Annotated in this window: 12 protein-coding genes; 8 read left to right on the top strand and 4 right to left on the bottom strand. The window is 61.1% G+C overall.

What is annotated here, in order from left to right; genetic code table 11:
• Window positions 1-3: 3 nt before the first annotated feature.
• The 3 genes from MTX19_RS25055 to MTX19_RS25045 all read right to left on the bottom strand — a co-directional run bounded on the left by MTX19_RS25055 (window position 4) and on the right by MTX19_RS25045 (window position 4,194).
• Entirely contained in the window at window positions 4-1,875 is a 1,872-nt protein-coding gene (locus tag MTX19_RS25055) for an FkbM family methyltransferase (RefSeq protein WP_280979777.1), read from the bottom strand.
• A 124-nt stretch (window positions 1,876-1,999) separates the two neighbouring features.
• On the bottom strand, window positions 2,000-2,992 hold the full coding sequence (locus MTX19_RS25050) for an NAD-dependent epimerase/dehydratase family protein (protein ID WP_280972453.1): 993 nt from the start codon (window positions 2,990-2,992) through the stop codon (window positions 2,000-2,002).
• Window positions 2,992-4,194, bottom strand: coding sequence for a glycosyltransferase family 4 protein (locus MTX19_RS25045; RefSeq protein ID WP_280979776.1), 1,203 nt, complete (start codon window positions 4,192-4,194; stop codon window positions 2,992-2,994). Before MTX19_RS25045 ends, MTX19_RS25050 begins: the two co-directional genes overlap by 1 nt.
• A gap of 527 nt (window positions 4,195-4,721) precedes the next feature.
• On the opposite strand from MTX19_RS25045, the gene MTX19_RS25040 reads away from it, so the two are divergent.
• The 7 genes from MTX19_RS25040 (at window position 4,722) to MTX19_RS25010 (ending at window position 18,931) form a co-directional block, all read left to right on the top strand.
• Window positions 4,722-5,090 carry a hypothetical protein gene (locus tag MTX19_RS25040; protein ID WP_280979775.1) on the top strand — a complete coding sequence of 123 codons (369 nt, stop codon included), beginning with the start codon at window positions 4,722-4,724 and terminating at the stop codon, window positions 5,088-5,090.
• Window positions 5,091-5,761: 671 nt separating this feature from the next.
• Entirely contained in the window at window positions 5,762-6,745 is a 984-nt protein-coding gene (galE, locus tag MTX19_RS25035; RefSeq protein WP_280979774.1) for a UDP-glucose 4-epimerase GalE, read from the top strand.
• Entirely contained in the window at window positions 6,718-7,920 is a 1,203-nt protein-coding gene (locus MTX19_RS25030; RefSeq protein ID WP_280979773.1) for a glycosyltransferase, read from the top strand. Before galE ends, MTX19_RS25030 begins: the two co-directional genes overlap by 28 nt.
• Complete coding sequence (locus MTX19_RS25025; protein ID WP_280979772.1) at window positions 7,917-10,856, top strand: glycosyltransferase; 2,940 nt, start codon at window positions 7,917-7,919, stop codon at window positions 10,854-10,856. The genes MTX19_RS25030 and MTX19_RS25025 overlap by 4 nt, the downstream gene beginning before the upstream one ends.
• Window positions 10,853-11,869 (top strand): glycosyltransferase family 2 protein, encoded by a 1,017-nt coding sequence (locus MTX19_RS25020; RefSeq protein ID WP_280979771.1) that lies wholly within the window; start codon window positions 10,853-10,855, stop codon window positions 11,867-11,869. The genes MTX19_RS25025 and MTX19_RS25020 overlap by 4 nt, the downstream gene beginning before the upstream one ends.
• Window positions 11,845-13,677, top strand: coding sequence for an ABC transporter ATP-binding protein (locus tag MTX19_RS25015; protein WP_348638364.1), 1,833 nt, complete (start codon window positions 11,845-11,847; stop codon window positions 13,675-13,677). Before MTX19_RS25020 ends, MTX19_RS25015 begins: the two co-directional genes overlap by 25 nt.
• Window positions 13,678-13,972: 295 nt before the next feature.
• Entirely contained in the window at window positions 13,973-18,931 is a 4,959-nt protein-coding gene (locus tag MTX19_RS25010) for an Ig-like domain-containing protein (RefSeq protein ID WP_280979769.1), read from the top strand.
• 143 nt (window positions 18,932-19,074) lie between these two features.
• Here the strand turns inward: MTX19_RS25010 and MTX19_RS25005 are convergent, their stop codons facing one another.
• Complete coding sequence (locus tag MTX19_RS25005) at window positions 19,075-20,238, bottom strand: hypothetical protein (protein ID WP_280979768.1); 1,164 nt, start codon at window positions 20,236-20,238, stop codon at window positions 19,075-19,077.
• Window positions 20,239-20,371: 133 nt separating this feature from the next.
• Between MTX19_RS25005 and MTX19_RS25000 the strand changes: the two genes are divergently transcribed.
• Window positions 20,372-20,632, top strand: a complete 261-nt coding sequence (locus tag MTX19_RS25000) for a hypothetical protein (protein ID WP_280979767.1) — start codon at window positions 20,372-20,374, stop codon at window positions 20,630-20,632.
• Window positions 20,633-20,672 lie beyond the last annotated feature (40 nt).

Here is a 20,672-nt window from a genome sequence, read left to right as displayed (position 1 = left end):
GCTTCACCGGCTCCTTGTCTCCCAAAGACGACGCCCGGACGAGAAGCCGAAGGACACGACGGACTGTACGGCCAGCGCGGCCAGACCCAGCGGGACGGCCAGCGCAAGCGCTCCAAATCTCCGTTTGGCGATCGCGTATTGGCCTGCCGTGCGCAGCTCGGTTCGCAGCGTACGAAGCCCTTGCCAGTCGCGCCGGCGCCAGGTCGAGCTGAGCCAGCGCAGGATGAAGGTCGCTCGGGTATCGGGCCGCAGGATGTACTTGGCGTAAAAGCTGCCGCGGCCGCGATCATACGAATTGAGCAGCGCCGGCACGTCGGCGTCGACGCGGCCATGATCGTGCTGCACGGTCGGGCGGGGGTCGTAACAGGCGTCGAATCCCGCCCACAGCACTGCGGTCACCGCATCAATGTCCTCGCAGGGAAAGCGCGTGCCCGCGCCAAAGTCGGGGTCTATGCCGCCGATCGCCAGCAGGGCCTCGCGCCGAAACGCGAGATTTGCGCCCTGTAGCGTGCCGGCCCTGACAAAGGTCCGTTTTGGATAGACGCGCGGTGCCTCGCTTTCCTCGATCGTGATCCTGGCGTGGTTCGGGTTGTAGAGAAGGATGCGGCCTCCGATCACGCCCGCGCCGGGATGATCGGCAAACGCCGCGAGGATCGCATCGACATAGTCGGGCGAAGGATAGCAGTCGTCGTCAGTGAAGGCGACGATCCTGCCGCGGGCATTTTCCCAGCCGAGATTGCGGGCAGCGCCGAGACCGATCCGCTCGCAGCGGATGTATCTTGAAGCCGGGTCGTTGACGAAAGCGCGCTGAAGCACGGCCGTTGTATCGTCGGTCGAGGCGTTGTCGACCCAGATCACCTCGTAAGCGTGATCGGTACGCAACGCCCGCATCGCGCCCAGCGTCCCCGACAGGCGGCTCGCACGATTGCGCGTGCAGATGACGATCGATACGTCAATCTCTCTGGTTGGATCAGAATCCACGATCAGGTCCTGCGCGCGTCGCCAGGCGGGGAGGGTGAGCGCGATTTTGTCGGGAGCGTCGTCTACAGGCCGGCATGTATGTGTATCGTACCATCCGGGCAACGAGCCGCGTTGACCCGTGCAGAGCTTGTAGACCGCCTTGAACGGCAGCGCCAAAACGGGAAATTTGGCCAACAGGGAGTCGTCGCCAAAGTACCGATAGTCTCGGAATATCGATCGGTAGCGGCGTACGATGCCGTCAAAGTCCAGCCATTGACTGCCGAGATCTTCGCCGAACGGACCGGACGCGCCGCTTTCGAAAACATGTGCGACCTTCGAGCCGTCAAGCGCCTTGGTGTCGACCCGTGATCCCGGAACTCGCTGCTGCTGCACCGCCTTAAACTTCCGGTAGCCAAGGTCGCGCAAGAGGCCGAGCTGGGCCTCGACCTCATCAAAGTCGATCTTATCGGATTCGACCGAAATGTATTGCGGGCGGTTGGGCTGCTGCTTCAGCCCTTCCAACACCAGCTGATCGGCTCCCTCGACGTCGATTTTGAGGAAATAGGGCACGCCGCAGGAGCGGTAGACGTCGACAACGTCGATGCGCGGCAGCACGATGCATTCGCTCTTGTGGCCCAATTTCTTGGTGCGCTCGGCTCTGTTCTTGTTGATGGTGGAGAGGACGGAGTCCGAATTCTTGTAGAAGGTGATGGTGGGTCCGTCGGACTCCGGCGCGATTGCGCCCTCGATGATCCGCAACTGCCCGGTCGCGACTTCGTTGCGAAATCGCGTCCGGCAGTGTTGCACGAGCTCCGGGTTGGCCTCAATCCCAAGAACCTTGAAGCCTTTCTTGAGATAAAAGGCCGCATCCTCGCCCTTGTGCAGGCCAACGTCGTAGATCAAGTCTGCAATCATTGCGAAGCTCCCACCGGTTACCCTATCGAGCCTTCCAAATGGTCGTGCAAATGATCGTGCCGGTCATAGCCTAGTCTGCGCGAATGTTCCTCGTCTCGTGAGCCCCGGCCGGTTGGGCCGCCCGTCAGGCGGCGGCCCTGGTATTGCTGCGGATCTGGCGTTCGATCCATTCATAGGTCTTCTCGAGACCGGAGCGGAGTGTCGCGGACGGCTTCCAACCGAGCTTCTGGCCAATCAGGCGGTTGTCCGAGTTGCGGCCGCGCACGCCGAGCGGACCCGGAATGTGCTTCTTGATCACCTTCTTGCCGGCGATGTCGGATACGAGATCGACGAGCTGGTTGATTGTGACCATCTCCTCCGATCCGACATTGACCGGACCTTCGAAGTCCGATCGGGTCAGGCGAATGGTGCCTTCCAGGCACTCATCGATATAGAGGAATGAGCGTGTCTGCGTGCCGTCGCCCCAAATCTCGACTTCGCCATGATTGGAAGCCTGGGCCACCTTGCGGCACACCGCGGCGGGCGCCTTCTCCTTGCCACCTTCCCAGGTGCCCTCGGGCCCGAAGATGTTGTGATAGCGCGCGACGCGGTTCCGCATTCCGTAGTTGCGGTTGTAGGCGAGATATAATCGCTCCGAAAACAGCTTTTCCCAGCCGTATTCGCTGTCGGGCGCCGCCGGATAGGCCGAATCTTCCGCGCAGTTCGGATTGTCCGGGTCCTTCTGGTTATGCTCCGGATACATGCAGGCCGACGACGAATAGAACATGCCGCGCACATTGCGCTTCTGGCAGGCATCGAGCATGTTGAGGTTGATGGTCGCCGAATTATGCATCACGTCGGCATCATGTTCGCCGGTGAAGATGTAGCCGGCGCCGCCCATGTCGGCGGCGAGCTGATACACCTCGTCGAACTTGCGGTCGGTGATCTGCCTGCAGAAATTCTGGTCGCGAAGATCGCCAACGACGAAATCATCGGCTTCGGTCTCCGCGAATGGCGGAAATTTCAGGTCGACACCACGCACCCAGAAGCCCTCGCGTTTGAGCCGCTTGACCAGGTGCCCGCCAATGAATCCACCCGCGCCGCAGACCAGTGCGGTGGACATGCTCTTTGTCGCCATTAGATTTTCCTTTCCGCAGTTTTCGAACCGATTGCATAGTCAAATACTGTCTCAAATCGGTCGGTCACCGATTTGATGTCGTAGTTTTCGAGTGCAAATGACCTCGCTTTGGCAGCTGCATTTGCTCTCAAGGCTTCGTCGTCGAGAAGCCGCAGCGCAGCCTTGAGGAAGGCCGCCTGATCGACGGGATCAACGACTAATCCGGCGCCATTGCGGCGAACCAGATCAGAAGCGAGATTTTCCTTCGGCGCTGCAAGCAGCACAGGACGCCCGGCGCAGAAATAGGATTGCACCTTTGAAGGTACCGAGAATATTCCCGCCTCCGGTTCGATCGTCGCAACGGCGACATCGGAGGTAGCGAGCACCATCGGGAGATCCGCGAAGGGCTGCAGCGGCAGCAGGATGAGATTGTCCAGCCCGAGCTCGGCCTTGGCCTGCTCGAGATGCGTGACGCCAACGCCCTGGCTGACGGTCACCACATTGGCACGTCCTTTCACCATCTTGGCGAGCTGCACCAACAGGTCAGGATTGTGCTTCAGCCCGAGCGTGCCCGAATAGAGAAAGTTGAACGAGTTGTGCAGCCCGTGACGGCGAGCCCACGCGTTGTCCTTGGGGTGAGGAACAATATCATTCAGCGCACCCCAGTTCTCGATCACAAAAACGTTGTCTTCAGTGCCGGTCCACTTGCTCGCGAGCGGCGAGAAGGCGTTCGTGATGACGACGACCGCATCGGAGCTCTGAAACTGGCGCCGCTCGAGAAACCGATAGTAGGCCCCGACCATAGCGCCGGGCGGCCCAAGCTTCTTGCGCAATAGCTGCGACACCGCAACGCTGTAGAAGTCCTGAACCCAGAACACGAACTTGGTGCCGGTCTGCTTGCATGCGTTGACGATGGCCGATTGGGCTTCCGTTGGTGTATTGCCGGAGATCACGATGTCCGGCTTGTCCGAATGCACCAATTTCGCAACTGCCTTGCCGTAGGCGACGTCGTCAAATCGGCGGCGCACGAAGGACGCCTTGTCGTAGGGACGCGACAGCTTGACACCGGTAAAGGAGAGGTGGGCGGGATCGGCGGACGATCTCTCTAGTTTGCCCTTTGGGCCGAGATCGCCGTGGAAGTAGGCGTGGCTGACTTCATGCCCCCGGACCGCCAATTCGCGGCTGAGATCGACCTGGAAGGGGTGTCCTGCGTAGTCGTGCACGAAGATCTTCACAACCGCACCGCCAATCCCGCGACCGGCGCGCGACCGTCGCGAAAATTCTCACGAGAGATCGTTCGAGGTCCATCGGTGGGTCGGAGCTGTCTGTCGTCGGTTTGCATTATCCTCAACTTCGAACCTTGTTGAACACAGCGCAACTTGGCGTGCGCGTGATGTTGCGGAGGCACTCTGCTCGAATATTGGACAACAGCGGAGTGAGGCATGATCGCGGCTTCTATTCGACGAGTAAGAAATTCTTGTGTCGATGAGAATTCAAAATCGGTGCCAAGTGCCCGTGGCGGCGAACGGACCACCACATGACGTGCTCAAAAGTCGTCGAGGCATGCGTCATTGCCTCAAAGCGGCCACATAAGGAGTGCCTACGCGACGGTGCCTTGATCCCGCGTTCGCGCCTGCACATTGTTCTTGCTCTCATCGCACGGCGGGACAGAGGATGACGCGTGCAGTGTGCCCTTCGAGCAGATCGATCCTTTGGGGGTCCCATGTCATCTAGGTTCGTTGTTGTCGCCATGGCCGGATGGCTCGCGGGCTGCTCTGCGGCTGTTGCTGATCCGATGACGCTTGATTTTTCCTGGGGCGGGGCCAAAGGTTGCGTCACGCTTTTCCCGAATCCGGAATTTCATCTCCATAATGTTCCCGCAGGCGCCAAGAGCCTGTCGTTGACCCTGACCCAAGGTGTCAGGGAGATGGGTGGAGAGGAACTGCCGATTCCAGCGAACGGCATCCTGCCGTCCGGAACCTTCCGAACTTTCGGTCCGTGCAGCCCGGGTGTGTACCAATGGACTGCGCAGGCTAAATCGGCGACCGGAGAGGTTTTGTCCGAGGCGCGCAAGGCGCGCTACTACCCCTCCGATGAGCTAGCGGAACACAAGCCTTGAGCGGGATCCAGCGTTCCGTGATGATTGCATGACATCGCTTGGATTGGCAGGAGCCGCTCGGGAGCGTGCCGTCCGTTATTTCTCTCATATGCTGAATCGAGGGAACTATCAGCGATTGCGCGGCCGCATCGCCGTCGCTTGATAGAACTCGACGGTTGCAGCTGCCGCAACTGCAGGCATGAATCTAATCTGCTCAATCGGAAGCATGTGTGTGCCTTGTGATGCGGCAGGCCGCGTTGACTGTCATCGCAACTGATGCAGTGGAACTTCGGCACACGCACGCTGAGGATATACACAGCAGCTTGCACGATCTTCGCGCCATCGATCCGCGATCATGGAACCGGAGTGTCCACAATGCATGGTGGCGTGCGCTGCTTGTCACTCACCGCGAAGAAGCCGCATTTTGAATCGATAGATTGGTAATCGACTTGGAAATACTGCTGAGCCACTTTGAAAGAGACGATTGCGCGGGGAGTGAGGCCAATCCAGTTTCGGCGTCAAATCAGACTATCGAGTTCCAGCGTGCTCCCAGTTTCCGAAGGCCAGGCCGTCACGGTGTACGTGCGCGGAGGCCTCTCCTGGTCGCCGCGCGCGCTACCTTGCCAACGAGGTGCAAGGGCGATCGCTGGTTACGTCAGCAAGGTGAGTTGTGACCACGCCGGAGAGGCCGCATGACCAGGACAGTACTGGTCACCGGCGGTGCGGGATATGTGGGCTCTCACTGCTGCAAGGCATTCGCCAGGGCCGGCTGGAATGTTGTGGCGCTCGATAACCTCTCGCGCGGTTGGCGCGCCGCGGTGCGTTGGGGGCCACTGGTGGAATGCGATGTTTGCGATCCACGCGCGGTACGGGCGGCGCTGGAGACGCATAAGCCGGATTTGGTCGCGCATTTCGCGGCGTTCGCCTATGTTGGCGAATCAGTCGAGAACCCGGCGATCTACTACGAGAACAACACTGCCGGCACGCTAGCGCTGCTGAACGGGATGCGCGCAACAGGGTGCAGCTATATTCTGTTCTCAAGCACTTGTGCCAGTTACGGCGTCCCCCAGCGCGTCCCGATCGATGAAAGCCATCCGCAGGCGCCGATCAACCCCTATGGTTGGTCGAAGATGATCATCGAGCGAATGCTGGAGGATTTTGGTCAGGCTTATGGAATCGGATCGGTGTCCTTGCGCTATTTCAACGCCGCTGGGGCGGATCCCGACGGTGAAATTGGCGAGCGGCATGAGCCGGAAACTCATGTCATTCCGCTGGCGATCGAAGCCGCGCGCCGAACCGATCGGCCATTCACAATACTGGGCACGGATTTTCCAACGGCTGACGGCAGTGCCGTCAGGGACTACGTCCACGTCAACGATCTGGCGCGAGCCCACGTGCTTGCAGGCGAAATGCTGCTCGAGCGGGGTGGCACTCACGTGTTCAACCTTGGCACCGGCGTCGGCACCAGCGTGCTCGAGTTGGTCGCGGCGGTGAAGCGTGTCGCCCGCAGCGAGCCGGTCGTGCGCCGTGGCGCGCGCCGGGCGGGCGATCCCGCCAGGCTCGTTGCATCGTTTGCGAAGGCCGAGCGAGACCTCGGCTGGCGGCCGCAGCAATCCGATATCGACTTTATCATCGAGACTGCACTTGAGTGGCGGGACCGTCATCCGCCGGCCTGATCCAGCAACGAATGGCCATGCTCCCTTCGATCACAGACCTGCCGCTAGGCGAGGGGGTCGCGCATGTCGCGATGACGTCGCCCGCGGACATCGCCGGAACGGAATTGCGCGAGGGCATGACCGTGTTCTGGCACGAGGATCGCCCGATCGGCCACGTGCTGATGCATCAGGGGCGGCAGATCGGCTCGCGCATTGGTCACGTCGATGCCGACTTTCTCCAGGTTATCGGGGATGAATTGCAAAGGCAGGTCAAGCCGACTGTCTCGGCAAGCGTGGTGATCTGTACACGGGACCGGCCGGAAGAACTCGCCGCGTGCCTCGCGTCATTGCCGCGGCAAAGCTTTCGGCCGCGTGAGATCATCGTGGTCGATAACGCGTCAAGAGATCGGCGCACGCGCGATGTCGTGTCGGCCGCGGGAGTGATCTACATACGCGAAGACCGGCCCGGGCTCGATATCGCCCGCAATACCGGCGTGCTTCGCGCAACCGGCGACATCGTGGCCTTTACCGACGACGACGTCATGCTTCACCCACGTTGGTTGGAGCGACTGGTGGCCGCATTCGATCAGCCGCAGGTCGCCGCCGTGACAGGGCTCGTCCTTCCAGCAGAACTGGCAACCGAGGCGCAATGGCACTTCGAGACCTATTGGGGATTCGGCAAGGGTTACCTGGAGCGGGACTTCGACAGCTCATGCTTCAAGTCGCATCGCCGGGATGCGTTCCCGGCGTGGGACATTGGCGCCGGGGCCAGCATGGCATTCCGCCGCGACGTATTTGAACGGATCGGTCTGTTCGATGAACGTCTCGACGTCGGCCAGGCAGGATGCTCCGGGGATTCGGAATATTGGTACCGCTTGCTCGTAAACGGCTACACCTGCCGCTACGCGCCTTCCTCCGTGGCGTTCCATTCTCACCGACGGACGATGGAAGGGCTCGCGAGCCAAATCTATTACTACATGCGAGGCCACGTCGCGGCGCTGCTGGTCCAGTATGAGCGAACAGCTCTTCAGGAAAACCGGGTGCGCGCGTACCTGTATCTTCCGACATGGTACTCCTACCGGCTGCTCCGCAGGGCCATCGGACGCAAGCGCGTTGTCGACCGCTTTCTCAAGGAGGAGATCGCCGGCTGCATGTCGGGATTCCGCTTCTACCACAGCAAGGGGAAGCGCGAATGATGGCCAGCTCACTCACCTCGATCGTAATCCCTGCTCGCGATGCTGAGAAAACCATCGCCAGAACGCTTGAAAGCCTGTTGGCCCAGACCGACCCCGGATGGGAAGCGCTGATTGTAGATGACGGTTCCGTCGATGCGACGCATGCAATCGTTGCGGGATATGCCGCGCGAGACACCCGGTTCGCGTTGCTGAGGTCCGGCGGGCGAGGCGTATCGACGGCCCGCAATGTCGGTCTATCCCGCGCGAGCGGCGAGCGGCTTCTATTCCTCGACAGCGACGACTGGATTGACGCGCAATTCCTGATCAAAATGAACGCGGCGCTGGACGAAGATCCTTCCGCGATCACTGCTTGCTGTGATCATTGTCGCGTGATGCCTGATGGCGAACAGACGCCTCGCTATCGTAATGCGGCGGTTGCGGCCAATCCATTCGAAGCGTTCGCGCGCAGTTGTCCCGTTGCCGTTCACGGTGTCCTTGTCAAAAGAAGCGCAGTCATGGCGGTTGGCGGTTTTGATGCCAATCTTCGAACCTGCGAGGAATGGGATCTGTGGCAGCGGATCGCGCGAACCGGCGGCAACTGGATACATGTCGATGAGTTGCTCAGTTACTATTGGTCGAGCGAGCATTCGTTGTCCGGCGACGTCCGGCAAATGCTGGCTGACGGGAATGCTGTTATTGCTCGTGGATTCTCTACCGATCAACGTGTGGAGAATGCGGCGCCGGAGCATCAGAACGGGGCATCGGCCGCTTTCGGCAGGTCGCAAGCGGCAGCGCATGCCTATTTCGCGCTTTGGTGCTGCGGCATCGACTGCGCTCGAGGGAACAGGGGCGGCCTTTCACGAGCGGTGCTTGCCGATATACCGCAATCGACAACCGCGGCCGATCAGATTGCTTATAGCTTGCTGGACTCAGTCTCAGTCGGGGCTCGTGCAACGCCGGCGAGATTGGCAGGTCGCTGGCGGGAGTTTGGCGAGCATGTGACCGAGCTGATCACTGCAATCGGGCAAGTCTGGAGTGATCCGGCAGAAGCTCGAAAGATCCAGTATCGGTTCGAGCGCATCCTGCTCGACTATGATGACCTCTCGGCGCCGCGCGAACTTGCCCTGACACTGGGTCTCCGCGTCGACCTTCAGCAGCTTCCCGCGTTTTACCCGTCCCGTCATGTCGACCGGCTCTACATCTACATGTGCGATGGACCGCAAGTCTTGGCCTTGCTCGATGTCGGATTGATCGGAGCCGTGGATTTCGAATTCTGGGTGAAGCTGATTCGCGAACACCTCACCCATTTGCCTATGGGCAGGGGCTGGCGACTTCGACATCTGAGCCGGCCCGCCAGGTTGATAAGGCGAGTTCGGAAGCCCGCGCGGAGCGAGCCGGATAGCCACCGGCACCGGCTGCAGGTGTTGCAGGAACGCATAGCGAGCGAAGCGAAATCGCGCTCTGTGCCCAGCGCGCTGGTACCGGGCACGGGCAGCAGTGAGAGCCATGCTGTCGAAGGAGGTCCATGCGACATTGGACGTGAGGTGTTCTGGGAGAGGTTCTTTCAAAGAGAGGATCCATGGAACTACGGCTCGCCCTATGAGCAGGAGAAGTACCGTCGGCAACTGGAGTTGTTGCCGCCTGAGCGGCCGGAACGTGCGATCGAGCTGGCATGCGCGGAAGGCCATTTCAGCCGGCAGCTGGCGCCGAAGGTCGGGCATCTCCTGGCATCCGATATTTCATCGACAGCGCTCGCGCGGGCTCGCTTGCGCTGTAACGGAATCCGCAACGCGGATTTCGCCAAGCTTGATCTATCGGCCGACCGTCTCCCCGATGCGATGGATCTCATCTGTTGCTCCGAGGTGCTTTACTACCTGGATGACGAGGCGGAGCTGGCGCGCGTTGCGCAGAGGATCGCGCGAGCCTTGCGTCCCGGCGGGCATCTCATCACTGCGCACAGTTACGTCCTGAAGGACGATACGTCTCGTACCGGATTCGATTGGGAAAATCCGTACGGAGCTGAGACGATTGCACGGGTGATGGGAAAGTTGCCCGAGCTCGCGCTTGAGGCATCGATACAGACCGAGCTCTATCGCGTCGATCGCTACCGGCGCCTTGCGCCTGACGAGGTTGCGCCCGAGCCGCAGGTGACGGTTGCGCAAATTGATGCGCCTATCGAAAGGGAGGTCGCGCGATTTGTCGTGCGGAATGGCGCCGTCAGGCGGCGATCGGAAGTCCTGCAATCGGAAAGACGCTCGCACGTTCCGGTCCTGATGTACCATCGAGTCGCAACCGATGGGCCGGAGCAGCTTGCGCGCTATCGTGTCGATCCGGATGCCTTTGCCGCGCAGATGTTGTGGTTACGGAGAAATGGCTACCACACAATCAACTCGGAGCAGCTGGCATGGTTTGTGGCCAACAGCCACCCGTTTGAAGGCAGGCCGCTGCTGATCACCTTCGACGACGGATATCAGGATTTTGCCGAACAGGCGTGGCCCATACTGAAAGCCAATGACCTCTCCGCGGAAGTGTTCATTGTCACTGATCTGGTTGGCGCGCGAGCCGAGTGGGACGCATCGTTCGGAACGCCGGCGCCGCTGATGGATGCCGGCAGGATCATCGCGCTTGCCGGCGAAGGCGCGATGTTTGGCAGTCACCTCGCGCGCCATCCTCGCAGCGATAGGCTTTCAAGCTCGGAACTAGCCGAAGAATTACTGCGGTCACGGATCCAGCTCGAGACCTGGCTGGAGCGCCCGACGACGTCGCTTGCGGCTCCGTTTGGATGCACCGACCAGCGGTTCAGAATTTTAGCGGCGGAGTGCGGCTATAAGGCCATATTCAACACGGTCGATCGGGCCGCCGGGTTGCAGGATGACTTGCTCGACCTTCCGCGCATCGAAGTGAGGGGCGACCAAAGTCTGGGGGCGTTTGTGCAGTGCTTGGAGCGGTATCAATGAGTACAAGTACGTGCCTGGTCAGTGTCGTCATTCCAGCGTTCAACGCCGAGGCGACGATCGACGAGACGCTTTGCAGCGTCCGGTCGCAGTCACACGAGCGGCTCGAGATCATCGTGGTGGACGATGGATCCACAGACGACACGGTCGCGGTCGCGGAGCGGCATGCGGACCGCGATCCGCGTATCACGATCATCAGGCAGGATAACGCCGGTGTGGCGGCCGCTCGCAATGCCGGGTGGCAGGCCGCGCGTGCGGAATTCATCGCGTTCATCGACGCCGATGACCTGTGGGCGCCGGGCAAGATCGAGCGGCAGCTCCAGGCCATGATTGACGGGGGAGAGAAAACGGGCCTCGTCTACAGCTGGTACGCCTGGATCGACGCGAAGAGCCGCGTGAGCGTGAAATCCGATCCCGTGTTTCATGCCGGCGACGTGCTGGACTATCTGTTCGAGAGCAATTTCATCGGCAACGGAAGTTCGGCAATGGTCCGCAGAGAAGCCTTGATCGCGGCGCGCGGATTCGAGAGCGGCCTGCGGGCATCGGGCGCTCAGGGTTGCGAAGATCTGCTGTTTTATTGCCGCGTCGCGGAAAGCTATCACTTCGCGGTGGTTCCCGAATATGAGATCGGCTACCGCTATCTGCCGAACAACATGTCCAGTGACATGACGCGGATGTTCCGCTCCTGGATGCTGGTTGCCGATGAGATGGCGGCTCGACATCCCGATCGCATTGCCTTGCTGGATCGCGGAATCAGCAATTACGCCCGGTGGCTGCTTCGAAGAGCGTTGACTGGTGGTCGTGTGGGTTACTTTGCACCGGTCTTCATGCTGCTGTTCGGGCGAAATCCCGCGCTGGCGGTCAAGGTCGCTGTGCTTGACCTGCCGCGGGACATCGTCTCCGCGGTGTGGTGGACGGTCCGCAGTCTGCGGCACAGAAAGCTCCGACGGCCATCGCCGTCATTCCTGATCGGTGATCCCAGTCAATCCCGATGGCAGAAAACACAGACGATATGAAGAGGCCGAGAGCCGCGCGGCGCGCGGCATTGGCCGAACTGTGGCGGCTCCTCAAGGTGGCACCGTTGCCGCGTTGGGCGACGCCGCTGCTGATCGTCCTTGGCGTGGCGTCATCGCTGGCCGAGACGGTCGGGATCACGCTGGTGCTGCTCTTCTTCTATCTTGCGATGGGGCAGGTGGAACTCGCGACGTCGACGAGCGGCATTCTGGGCGATGCGCTCCGGCATGCGACCAGCTGGTTTCACAGCTCGACTGAGACCGCTCTGGTGGTGCTTCTTCTCATCATTGTGCGCGGCGCGCTCGCCTTCGCCAATACGCTGATCAGCGCCCATGTCGGCGAGCAGATCAATGAAGTCGCGCGCAACCGCGTCCATCTGCAATATCTGTCGACCTCATATTCGTTCTTTCAGCGCCATGACGAAGCCTACCTGATGGAGGTTCTTGGGACCGAGACATGGTTGATCTCCGGAGCCTACAGCAACCTGACCCGCATCATCGTCAGCTCCTGCTCGATCGTTCTCTTCCTGTCGTTTCTTCTTGCGCTTTCGGTGAAGATTACGGTGATCGCAATCGCGGCATCCATGGCCGTATCCGCCGGGATGCGTCACCTTTCCAGGCCGATGCAGGAACTCGGCAGCGGAGTGAAGCTGGTTCACCAGAGACTGGGAGAGCACATGCTGATGACCCTTCAGGGTATGCGGACGATCCGTGCGTATGGCCAGGAGAAGGTGCACCAGGAGCGTTTCGAGGGTGCGTCGGCGGAGGCGCGCCGGGTCGCGCTGGGACTCGCGCGCCTGTCCGCGCTGGTGTCTCCGCTTACGGAAGTGGGATACCTCGTGGTGCTCTGCCTCGTCATCGCGTCCGCCAATATGTGGGGAATCGGGTTTGCGACCAGTCTTACAGCGGTTGCCTTGCTCTATCGGTTGCAGCCGCATATGCGCGAGCTGGAGACCAGCCTGCTGTACATGGCGCAGATCGAACCGCAGCTGCGCTCCATCCGTCTCATGCTGGCGAAGGACGACAAGGAATATCCGAAGCCCGGACACCTTGCGATCGACAGGCTGGGCGACAGGATCTCGTTCCGCAACGTCACCTTCCGCTACGATGCTGGATCCGATCCGGCGCTTCGCGACGTCTCCTTTGACATTCCGGCAGGTAAGATCACCGCGCTCGTTGGTGCGAGCGGGGCGGGCAAGACCACGATCGTGAACCTTCTGCTCGGTCTTTATTCGGCGACCGAGGGATGCATCCTTGTCGATGGTCGCCCCATCGAGGATCTCCGCCGACCGGAATGGCTTGGCCTGCTCGCGATTGCCGGCCAGGACGTCGACCTCGTCGAAGGCACGGTGATCGACAATGTGCGCATGTCCAAGAACGACGCGTCGGAGGCGGAGATTTTGCACGCGTTGCGCGTCGCAGGTATTTCGGAAATCGTTGAGGCGTTGCCCGACAAGTACGACTCCTGGATCGGGCAGCACGGCACGCGCTTTTCGGGCGGACAACGCCAGCGCCTTGGCCTTGCCCGCGCGATCGTACGCAAGCCTGAGTTCCTGATTCTTGACGAGGCCATGAGCGCTCTCGATCGCTCGTTGGAGGACAGTGTCAAGCGCGCCATCCAGCAGCAGCTCAACGGCCGGACCTTGCTGCTCATTACCCACCGGCTGGAGTCGGTGCTCGACGCGGATCACGTGGTGTGCCTCGAGGGTGGTCGGGTTTGCGCGGAAGGGCCCCCGGCGAGGTTGCTCGCGGACTCCAGTAATCTCTTTTCCCGGAACCTTCGCTTGGGAGCCGTCCGGGCCGCGCCTTGAGCTGACCGTCGCGCGACAGTTTGGCGCGGATTATGAGGTCGGAGATTCCACGGCCATGCCGTCGACACGGCGCGATCATTTCCTCACCCGTAGCACTACGGGTTAGATCAAGACTGAGAGCTCGGCTACAGAGCGCGGCGTCATCGGCGCGTTTGTTCCCATAGAGGAACTTCTCGCAACTCGGTTGCACGTGAGTCCGTGCATTCAGACGCATGCTTCAATTTGTTTCGAAGTTCGTAAGCCGGCTTGAACGCCTTCGTGATGGGTGTGAGTGCAAAGGAGCACAGTAGCCATCATGACAGTAAACGCAACCTACGCGAGTGTTATCATCGGAACTTCCGGATCAGACATTCTCTTCGGAGGCACTGGAAACGATCTTCTCACCGGCGGAGCCGGCAGCGACATCTTCGCTATTTCGAAGGGGTATGGCTCTGACACGATCAGCGACTTTCAGGCCGGCGTCGGCGGTGATGTCCTGCGGGTTCAGAACTACGGGTTTCCGACCTTCGCAAGCTTTCTTGCCGCCGCCAGGCAGGTGGGAACCGACACGGTCGTCACCCTGTCCAGCACCGAAACCCTGACGTTGCAGAACGTCGCGCTTTCCTCGCTTGTCGCCTCCAATGTCGTGCTCGACAATCCGCTTCAGGGCAGCGCCGCGCCGAACACGGCGGCGCTCACGGTCCAGGCCGGCGACACGCTGACCGGCAGTGCGATGAACGACTCCCTGCAGGCGCTTGGAACCGGCGTCACCCTGATCGGAGGTGCGGGCGACGACACCTACTTCATGTACGACCACAACACCAAGGTGGTCGAACAGCCCGGCCAGGGCATCGATACGATCAACGACGGGATGATCGACGGCTACAGCCTCGTCAATGCGCCCAATGTCGAGAATCTGATTTTGGGGGGCAGCTACTCATCGCCTGCGACCGGCAACGATCTCGACAACATTATCATCGGCAACGCCGGCAACAACATCATCGATGGCGGCAAGGGTAATGACGTGCTCAACGGCGGCGGCGGCATCGACACCTTTGTCATTGCTGTCGGAAACGGCAACGATGTTATCACCGATTTCAAGACAGGCGCCGGCGGCGACATCCTGCAACTCAATGGCACCGGCTTCCACACGCTGTCCGACGTCACCGCCGCGATGAAGCAGGTCGGCACCGATACCGTCCTCACGCTCAGCAGCGGCGAAACCATCAGGATGAATAATGCCAAGGTCGGGGATTTCACGGCGGCCAACATCAATATCGTCGAGCCGCGCACTGATATGGTGCAGACCTTCAACGACGATTTCAACACGCTCTCAGTGGGCCAGGACCCGCACCTGACATGGCGCACGAGCTATGCCTGGAGCGGCCCAGCGAGTTACTCGCTCTCGGGTGAGCAGGAGGTCTATGTCGACCCGAGCTTTTCGGGATTGCCGGGAAGCCAGGCGCCAGCGCCGCTCGGCCTCAACCCATTCTCGATCCAGGACGGCCATCTCGTCATCACCGCGCAGCCGCTGCCCGCGAGCGATGCGCCGTATGTCGGCAATCACCAGTTCTCGTCGGGTATGATCTCGAGCCAGAACAGCTTCGCCCAGACCTACGGCTATTTTCAAATGACGGCTACGCTGTCCGGCACGCCCGGCGCATGGCCTGCGTTCTGGATGCTGCCCACCAATCCGCACGGTCTCGCCACGGAGCTCGACGTGCTCGAAGCGCTCGGCACGCATCCCGATCAGTCGCATTGGGGTTTCCGATCCTCGACCACACCTGCCCAGGGATATTGGGCGAATACGGCCGATCTGACCGCTGGCCAGCATACTTTCGCGGTCGAATGGACGCCGTACACGTTGACCTATTTCGTTGACGGTGCGGAGGTGGGGCAGGTGGCCACACCCTCCGACATGAACACGGCGATGTACATGATTGCCAACCTTGCCATGGGCGGGAGCTGGGCCGGCAATGCCGCCCCAGACGCGACGGCGAGCGTATCGATCGATTCCATTACCGCATATCAGCTGCCGGAATACACGCTTGCAAACTATACGTTGCTCGCCAGCGGAGCGCCGACCAACACGATCACCGGAACCGCGGGCGCGGACACCCTGACCGGCACATCGGGCAACGATTTGATCGACGGAGCGGGGGGCGCTGACACCATGAGCGGCGGCGCCGGCGACGACACCTATATCGTCTCCGACCCGAACGCCAAGGTCGTCGAAAGCTATGGTGGCGGCATTGACACGGTGAAATCATCGGTCACCTACACGCTTCCTGACTATGTCGAGAACCTGACGCTTACCGGTTCAGCTGCGATCAACGCTACCGGTAACTCGCAGTCCAACATCATCATCGGCAATGATGCCGCGAACGTCATCACCGGCGGGCTCGGCAATGACATCCTGACCGGTGGCGGCGGCGCGGATACGTTCGTCTTCAATGCCGGGGACGGTTCGGACATCATCACCGATTTCACCCCGGGCTCGGGGGCAGGGCATGACGTCATCCAGCTCAACGGCTTTGCCTTCACCTCGTTCAGCGACATCCAGGCGGCGATGACCCAGGTCGGGAACGACGTCTATCTGGCGCTGACGAGCCAGGACACTCTTGTCTTGCGCAACACCACGGTCTCGTCGTTCACCAGCGACGATTTCCAGCTTCCTGGTTCGCTCCCGGTCGGCGGCCTGATCACATCCTGGATCAACGGAAGCACCAGCAGCCATACGATCTACGGGACCTCGGCCAACGACAAGATCACGGCGTTCAACTACGACGACACGATGGTCGGATGGACCGGTGACGACACCTACGTCGTCAACAACCCGAACCAGAAGATCATCGAGAATCCCGGCGGCGGCATCGACAGTGTCGAAGCCTGGACTTCCTATACCCTGCCGGACAACGTCGAAAACCTGACCATGATGATGGGCGGGCTCAGCGGCACCGGCAATCAGCTGGCCAACCGCATCGTGGGCTCAAGCGGCGACGACGTCCTCAACGGCGGCGGCGGCAACGACTGGATTTTCGGAGGCGCGGGAAACGACACCTTCGTCTACACCCCGGGCAGCGGCTATGTCACGATTGCTGATTTCCATCCTCTGACCAGCACCAGTACCGAGCACGACAGGCTCTCGCTGAAAGGTTACGATGCCTCCGCCTACCTGACCAATGTCGGCGACGTCTGGACCGTCCACTATGCGAGAGGAACGGACACGCTGCACCTCGTCGGCATCACTCAGCTGACGGCGTCGGACGTCGCATTCGTCACCGACTGGAACACGCCGATGACGATGACGGGGCTGGCGGCTCCAACCGCTTCGTTCTCAGCCGATAGCGGTGTGACCGCCTCCGGCCTTACCGCCGCAAATCACCTGACTCTGACCGGAAGTGCCCAGGCCGGCGTCACCGTCGAAGTCTTTGACCAGGCGACCCTCGTCGGGGCTGTGGTCGCCGACGCAACCGGCGCCTGGTCGTTCGCGACGACAACGCTGGCCGACGGCGGCCACGTCTTCACTGCCAAGGCCGCGGATGCCATCGGCAATCTCAGCGCTGCCTCTGTCGCGTTGAATGTGACGGTTGATACGCAGCCACCCCTGGCCCCCAATTTGGTCTCGGCCACGCTTGCCTCTGGCAGCATCACCGCCTCCGGCTCGGCGGAAGCCGGAAGCACGGTCAAATTGTATGACGGGACGGTGTTGGTGGGCACCACGGTCGCGGCATCCAACGGTACGTGGAGCGTCAGCACCGGTGCGCTCGCTGGCGGCGTGCACGAGCTCTCCGCAACCGCGACCGACGAAGTCGGCAATCAGAGCCCGTCCTCCAATGTCCTGGCGGAGGTGGTCGGTACGACGATCGAGTCGATCGGCACGACGTCATTCACCAGGGTCGGAAGCGACTATTACATGTCGATTGCAGACGCCGCGATACTGCTGAAGTATGCCGGCGCGGCGGTCACCGCGGGACAGTTCGGCACATGGTCGCCGGTGGCCGCGGAGGCGACCGCGAGCGGCTATGACGTCGCCTGGAAGGATTCCGTGAGCGGGCAGTACGCCGTTTGGACCACCGACAGCAATGGCAACTTCGCTTCCAAGATCCTGAGCAATGTGTCGGGAACCAGCTCGTCGTTTGAATCGATCGAGCCGGTCTTCCACCAGGACCTGAATGGTGATGGCGTGATCGGTGTCCCACCGGTCAGCTCGACGCCAATCTCAACGACGTCGATCGAAGCATCCGGTGCAACCAGTCTGGACAAGCTTGGAAACAACTACTTGCTGGACGCGATCGGCGGCAGCCAGGGACCAACATTGAAATACGCCGGTGCCGCCGTCGTCGCTGGGCAATTTGGCACCTGGTCGCCGATTGGCGCGGAAGCGACGTCGGGGGGCTACTACGTGGCCTGGAAGGATTCCGTCAGCGGGCAATACGCGGCCTGGAGCGCCGACAGCAACGGCAACTTCGCGTCCAAGATCATCAACAACGTGTCCGGAAGCGACGCGTCACTCAAGTCAGTCGAGGCCGTCTTCCACCAGGACCTCAACGGTGACGGCGTGATCAACACGCCGTCAACGGTGCTCGACATTTCCGGAAATATCATCCTGACCTTGGGCAATATGAGCCAGCCGGCCACGATCGAGGCCGGTGCCAAGCTCGAACTAACCGGTGCGGTTTCAGGATCGATCACCTTCAATGCCGCAACCGGCACGCTGGTGCTCGATCACGCGTCACAGTTTACCGGAAAGCTGATCCATCTGAGCGGCGACGGGACCGCGTCCAATTCGAACCAGATCGACCTGAAGGACATTGCTTTCGGGGCTGAAACGTCCGCGTCCTATTCGGGAGATACAACAGGCGGCGTGCTGACCGTGGCTGATGCCCAGAACCACACGGCACACCTCTCGCTGGTCGGCGACTACACGCACTCGACGTTCAATCTTTCGAACGACGGAAGCGGCGGCACGCTGGTGATCGATCCGCCCATGGATGGATTTGATTTCGGCTCGGTTTCGACGCCGCAACGGACGCCGGTCCCACAAGCTCCGACAGCCGCGCGGATGGCGGGCGACAGCTTTGCCTTTGATCGCGCCGGTTCATCGGCAAGCGTGGCCGATTTCAGTCTTGAACCCGTCAACCATCCAGCGATGCCGCAGCTCGACAGCCTCCGTTCAGCCTTGCCGGCGACCGACCATGTCCAGCCCCTCCACGTTGCGATATCGCCGGATGTTCATCTCGCGGAGTTTCACAACTTCATGCTTCACCAATAGAGTTCGCGAGACCCTCGACAATCGACGCCCGGACCACCGGTTGAAATCGCGGAAGGTCCGGTTGCCGAGTGCGCAGATGTCGGGACGTTCTGGGAGCGGTTCTGGACACCCTGACAGTGTTGCGTGTCCCCTCCCGGAAAGGCTCAAGGTTTCTTGCAGTCGGAATAAAAGGTGCCGTTGGTCGCAATGATCCGCTCGATGCATTGCTTGGGATCGATGACTTCGCCATCGACGGTGAAATCATAGGCCTGGTTCTTCACGACCAGCGCGTAACGGCCTGGCGTCAGCTGCAGCGCGGGGTCTTCGCTGTGCAGCTCATACATTTCCGGATTGTCAGGTAGTGGTGATACGCGAAACGGGAAAGCGATGTTTCGCATCACCCAGCTGTCGCCATCCTCGGGTCGTTTGCCTGCAACCTCGGCGGAGAATTCTCGCGCGACCTTGGCGATCACACGAACTTCCGCGCGGTCGGCGATGTTGGTCGCGGCATCGCGGCGGAATACGATGAATTTGGGATGTCCGTTCGACAGCATCGTGTGGCTCGGCGTTCGCAGCGCGGCCGACACGGCGACACGGATGTCCGGAGGACGGCCAGGCAGTAGCTGCAGCTCGGTCAGGGAATCGCCGTCGACCGCATAGACTCCGTAATCCGTCGGTCGCAACGGATTGGGCTTTGGGGGCGGGGCGGGAACTGCAGCCGTGATCGCCGCTATCGGCGCGCGCTGTTGGATGGTGGTAGCAGCCTGCTCCCGCGGGTGCGACCAGTGTTGCACCCAGAATGCTAGCCGCTCCTTTTGCTGGACGACGCCCGCGGCCCCGCCAACGATCAGCAGCACCGCAATGGTCCGCATGACGAGTGGCGAAAGCGGATGGGAGGACCTTCTACGCGCCGCCGGAGCCGGAGCGATCGAGACGGCCGGTCGTCGTTGCCAAGCTGGCCGGTCGAGGTCGGCGACAGGGAGGCCGCGCCCTGCTCCGGAACCGTCTTCGAGTCTCGGAACCTGCGGCGCTGCGAGGGCGATCTGCTGCCTGGAAAATTCCTCGACGCCGCGAATGGCGGCTTCGAGTGCCTGCTGCGTCTGCGTGATGTCCTTTTCATCCGCGGAAGTGAACTGCTCTCGTAGCTTGTAACGGGCGAGATCGTAGACCGCCTGGCGGAGGTGCTCGGGGCTATGCTCGACGGTGTCGATCATGCGGGCGATGACAAGCGCGAACTGAACCTCGTTGGAATTGTTATCCAACGGGCCATCATCGTTCGGCATCAAGTCGCGCGAACTCGCCGATTCCTGCCGGGTCGCATTCTGCATGGTTGCAGATTTATCCAGCTTCGATCCCCGTTGCATGGGCTTTTCGCTTGAACCAAATCGTGGCATTTGGACTAGAATATGTGCCAACGATGGCGGCGCGTTGTCAGCGCGGCCTGGCTAGAAGAGGGGTCCCATGTTCCCCAGTTTGAAGTTCGGATGCACGACGCTTGCGCTGGTATGCCTGACGCTGAGCCTGGTTCCCAACTCCGCATCGGCGATTACGGCCGAAGTCGCCCGAAAGTGCCATGCGCTGACCGCGGCAAAATTTCCGCCGCGTTTGCCCGGGAACCCGGCGGCGGGAAGCGCCAAAGGATCGGGGCGCGAGCAAATCGACTACTACAACAAATGCGTGGCGAATGGCGGCAAGCCGGACGACGGCGCCGCTCCCAAGTGATCGGTCAGACGTGGCCAATCAGGAAGCCGCTGCGCCCAAA

This window comes from Bradyrhizobium sp. ISRA464, assembly GCF_029910095.1.
GTDB lineage: Bacteria > Pseudomonadota > Alphaproteobacteria > Rhizobiales > Xanthobacteraceae > Bradyrhizobium.
Note: the sequence above shows the minus strand (reverse complement) of the source record. Positions and strands in the feature narration are given on the sequence as shown.